The organism is Nitrosomonas sp. Nm132 (assembly GCF_900100485.1).
Taxonomy (GTDB): Bacteria; Pseudomonadota; Gammaproteobacteria; order Burkholderiales; family Nitrosomonadaceae; genus Nitrosomonas.
On the sequence record NZ_FNDH01000085.1, the window covers coordinates 1 to 4,165 of the forward strand.

Sequence of the window (4,165 nt, forward strand, 5' to 3'; positions counted from 1 at the left end):
GGTATGGGCGGTGATACCGGATTGACGAATCCGCGCGGCAACGATCCGCCGATTGATACGAGAAAGACCCGCCAGTCCTTTGCCAGCACCCGTGCAGCGCAACCAGTCGCCCACAGCATCTGTGCTCGGCAGCACACCCAGTTTCAGCAAATTGGATAATGCAGAGTCGCTCTTGAGGGTGCGCATATCCTTCAGCGACCGGCCACCACCATTGAGCATGAGCACCAGTGAGGTTACATAGGCCGTCACTTCATAGCTGTGTCCACTTCCAGGCTTTGGCATCTCTTGCTGTAACCACCGCTTAAATCCCAGACCATGGACAAATTCGCCAAATAGCACTAATCCAGCGTTCGCTGTCAATATCTCATCCGTTGCCTCTATCTTGAACGGAAGCACCATTTGCGCAGAAGCCCTCATTGCCCTACCTCATTTCATCACCCCATAGGTGAAAGTTTCGATCGCCTTAATTCTACCGGATCGCTTGTGTGGCAGGACATTCCGTTACTTTTCAATCCTTGAATCGCGGATCTCGGGCCCCACCCAAATTCCGCGATTGAATTTTTATCTTCCTTTTTTAGTGTGCAAAGGGATGCATATGAGAATGGAAACAAGGAGAAATTGGTAGCTTTTAACCCGAATATTTCATATATTCGCGTGATGATCACGCAGGATTTTGATTAATAGGAAAGTTTTGAGAAGGAGTGGTGTGGTGATTCATACACCCGACTGAGCAAAATCTTTCTTATTAATCAAAAGACAAGTGAGGGCACGTGCCAATTTATGAAATATTCGGGTTAATACATATGTCTCGGAACAGCTTGACGAACTCGGCGGCGATCTTGAGCGTTAGCGTGCGGGCATGCTGCACAAGCTTACCTGGTAGATGGAATAGTCGCCAGCGTACTGTGGCCACTCGATGACGCTGCCAATTGCCACCCGGTGCAGAATGCTTGAACAGGACAAACAAATTATGAGCGATTACGCCAATGCGAGAAAAGGCGGCATTCGCTTCGAACTGCCCGCAAGGCATGCGCGTCCCATGCCAACAAAGCCGATTTTTAGCTCCTTGATGCCATTCTCAGAGACTTCGCCGCGGCTTCGATACCAGATCAGTATTCTTCGAAGTGTCGGTAAGTTACACTAAACAGCCATCAAAAGTTGCACTTCGAATTTGAATCCACGATTCATAAATTTTTTAACCGTAAACGGAGGCGTACTATTGCTTGAGCATGTATTTGGCATACTCGTGATTCACTGACTCCGAGTACTTCGCCAATTTCCCGCAAATTCATTTCCTGCTCATAATGCATACCCATTACCATTTTTTCCCTTTGCGGTAAATTCCCGATCGCTGTAACCAGTGATTCCCGTAATTTTTTATCCAATAAGATTTCCAGCGGTCCATTATCAGACTCAGAGTTTAAGCGATCTAGGAAATGATCTTCGCCTTCCTCCTGGAAATCTTCATAATAAATCAATTGACCACCACGCACTTCCTGCATCGCCTCGTGATACTCATCAAGAGTTATGTTTAATTCAGTTGCTAATTCCTGCTCACTTGGAGGACAGCCCAAACGCTGCTCCAGCACTCTCATAGCCACTTCAATCTGCCGCATCTTCTTACGTAGACTGCGAGGCAACCAGTCAGACTCACGTAACTCATCCAATATTGACCCACGAATACGCTGTACCGCATAACTTTCAAATTGGCGTCCATAGGATCCTTCATAACGGCTTATCGCATCCAGTAAGCCAATCATGCCAGCTTGAATTAGATCATCTACTTCCACGCTTGCAGGAAGCTTAACCATCATATGGCGTGCAATGCGTTTTACTAGCGGTGTAAATTCAACAAGGAATTGTTCTTTGTTGATAATTTCAGATGTAGTATACATAGAGAGTTAAACCGAGAAATTCACCTTATTTTAGATAATCTGCATATATAACGTAATGCATGAAATTTTCGACACTTTCACTTGTATTATTGGGATAAAAATAGCGCAATAATTTTTCTGTTAACCGTTTGACTTCAACAACAAAAGCAGAAGCAGGGAAAGTCCCAACCGCTGGCTGGTCATAGCTGGCTAGTATTTGTAACTTCTCATCAAGCAAATACATCTCATAAATTTGATGTCTTATCAGTAAGTATTGCTTGTCGATTTCGCAATGTTGCCAAATATTTTCTATGTATTAAATTCAGAATTTATTTTATTGATTAGCATCGGGAAATCATATTTAACATATCTCATATCCATAATTCTTATTAATATATGAGTGTTTATAATAGATTTTCCTGATCCTGCCACAATTATTAAAATTTCTACGAATTGCAGTATCTACTTGCTAAGATTAAATCAGCGGCAACTTGCAAAAGCTATAGATAGTCGACTCTACTCGGATCCTTGCAAGATGACCTGGCCCGATAACCTGTCACGATTAATGTCACGCTATAGATTAATGCTACTAGCTCACATGATTCATTTGTTTCAGCATAGATTGGAGTTACTGCCAGAATTTGACATTACCAATCTAAATTTGAAATCCTATAGAGAAAATGGAGAGTTCCAAACTATAAGATTAAAAATTTTATGCAATTGAAATCTAGAATTAGCAGCATACTGATCTCCTAAAGCTTTATATTCAAGCGTTTTTATAGAAAAATTGGCTTATGATCGGCAACAATATTCACCGTCACCTTCAGACTGACAGTTTCATCTACCTTCGTATAACGGCTAGAATCAAACGGCAACGTTAAGGTATAAAATAACCATTCATACAACAATTTTGGTATCCGCAATACCGCTATAGATAACCTTAGAAGCGGCGAAAAAGTCATCTAATAATCTATTGCTTAATAAAATATTCAAGTCGCGACAATATCGATTTCCAATGCAATTTTTTAGCTTTATTTGCAAACCAATCTTCCTCATATTCAGAAAGTTGAGTCAAAAAATTGACGCAATAAACCATAACCTACCAGTAAATGCTATTAGTTTTTATGAGTACGCAATCTATTTCCTTTTCTCTTGCTTTTTTAATAACTTAACAGAGCACTCACTACGTTTTAAATTACTTTTTTGCTATGACTTTTACCGATGACTTAATGAGCATTATCAGGGACTCATATAATTTCCAATAAGGGAAACAGAAGATGATTTCTTCTATTATTCTGGAAATTCAGACAACCTGATCTCGGAGCATCCCTCGTTTTTAAAGCATTCTAAAGAACAAATATAAATCAATCGATTACATGTGCCAGGGGAGGAGATACAAAAATAGGCAGTCAAACAAACTGGATTTTGCGAAGATACGATTTTTGAGATGAACTCTATACAGATATTCTTTCGAGGAATTCCTGATGCCACAACTTCACTTGCCACTATTCCCCCACGGAGTAACCGAAGTCACCGAGAGTTTGTCGTTTATGCGTGAAGCAGAGCGAATTACTTACTATCACGGCAGCTTACCGGTGTTTACCCATGCAGCCGATGATCTGGCCTCATTTCGAATGATTACCAGCCAATTTTGCGTTAGCGGTCATGTTAAACAAGCCCAGATTGCGCGTGTATTTGGGATACCGCTGGTGACAGTCAAGCGCGCCATCAAACGATATCGTGAACACGGGCCGCGAGGATTCTACATCGAGAGAAAGTGGCGAGGACCCGCGGTACTCACCGAACCCGTGCTGACTGAAGCGCAGCGACTATTATCCGAAGGACTCAGCGTACTAGAGGTGGCCAATCGCCTGGAATTGAAACAAGACACGCTGAGCAAAGCAGTGCGGGCGGGGCGTTTGCATGTTGTTAAAAAAAAGACTGTAGCGTCAAGCTAAGCAGCAAAAGTGAACGCACCAGGCTGGATGCGCAAGCCCCGATGGGGGTGGCTACCCACAACATCATCGGTCGACTGGCAGCTAGCGTTGGTGCGCTGAGTGCAGTCGCGCCGCAATTTGCAGCAGCGCTCGATGTCCCTCATGGCAGCGTATTGTGTGCGTTGCCAGCACTCCTGGTGGTAGGCCTGCTCGACGGTATCACCGACTATTTCCCGCTTCAGTCTGGTTACTATGGGCCTACATGGACGCCCACTTTTTGCCAAGCTTTCAGTTAATGATTTTGAGAAAGTAAAGATTGCTGCCATACATCCGGACTTTTTATAAAGGCATATT

At 43.0% G+C, this 4,165-nt stretch carries 4 protein-coding genes and 2 pseudogenes; 2 read left to right on the forward strand and 4 right to left on the reverse strand.

The features are described 5' to 3' along the window. From BLP80_RS14320 to BLP80_RS14335, 4 genes and pseudogenes are all read right to left on the reverse strand, one after another. A pseudogene (locus tag BLP80_RS14320) lies at positions 1–417 on the reverse strand (IS1380 family transposase); the annotation flags it as partial. Positions 418–778: 361 nt separating this feature from the next. Then, positions 779–1,042 (reverse strand): annotated as a pseudogene (locus BLP80_RS14325) (hypothetical protein); the annotation flags it as partial. Positions 1,043–1,184: 142 nt separating this feature from the next. After that, the gene (locus BLP80_RS14330; RefSeq protein WP_090544368.1) at positions 1,185–1,895 is read right to left on the reverse strand and encodes an RNA polymerase sigma factor FliA; all 711 of its coding nucleotides are present in this window, start codon (positions 1,893–1,895) and stop codon (positions 1,185–1,187) included. Between the two features lie 25 nt (positions 1,896–1,920). Then, positions 1,921–2,112, reverse strand: coding sequence for a hypothetical protein (locus BLP80_RS14335; protein WP_143002321.1), 192 nt, complete (start codon positions 2,110–2,112; stop codon positions 1,921–1,923). Positions 2,113–3,358: 1,246 nt separating this feature from the next. On the opposite strand from BLP80_RS14335, the gene BLP80_RS14340 reads away from it, so the two are divergent. Together BLP80_RS14340 and BLP80_RS14345 are read left to right on the forward strand one after the other, a co-directional pair. Then, entirely contained in the window at positions 3,359–3,832 is a 474-nt protein-coding gene (locus BLP80_RS14340; protein WP_090544372.1) for a helix-turn-helix domain-containing protein, read from the forward strand. A 41-nt stretch (positions 3,833–3,873) separates the two neighbouring features. Beyond that, on the forward strand, positions 3,874–4,107 hold the full coding sequence (locus BLP80_RS14345; RefSeq protein ID WP_090544374.1) for a putative transposase: 234 nt from the start codon (positions 3,874–3,876) through the stop codon (positions 4,105–4,107). Positions 4,108–4,165 lie beyond the last annotated feature (58 nt).

What these genes read in the sequence shown, in the direction of transcription:
- BLP80_RS14330 (WP_090544368.1), bottom strand. Translation starts at nt 1,895, where the DNA reads ATGTATACTACATCTGAAATTATCAACAAAGAACAATTCCTTGTTGAA.
- BLP80_RS14340 (WP_090544372.1), top strand. Translation starts at nt 3,359, where the DNA reads ATGCCACAACTTCACTTGCCACTATTCCCCCACGGAGTAACCGAAGTC.
- BLP80_RS14345 (WP_090544374.1), top strand. Translation starts at nt 3,874, where the DNA reads ATGGGGGTGGCTACCCACAACATCATCGGTCGACTGGCAGCTAGCGTT.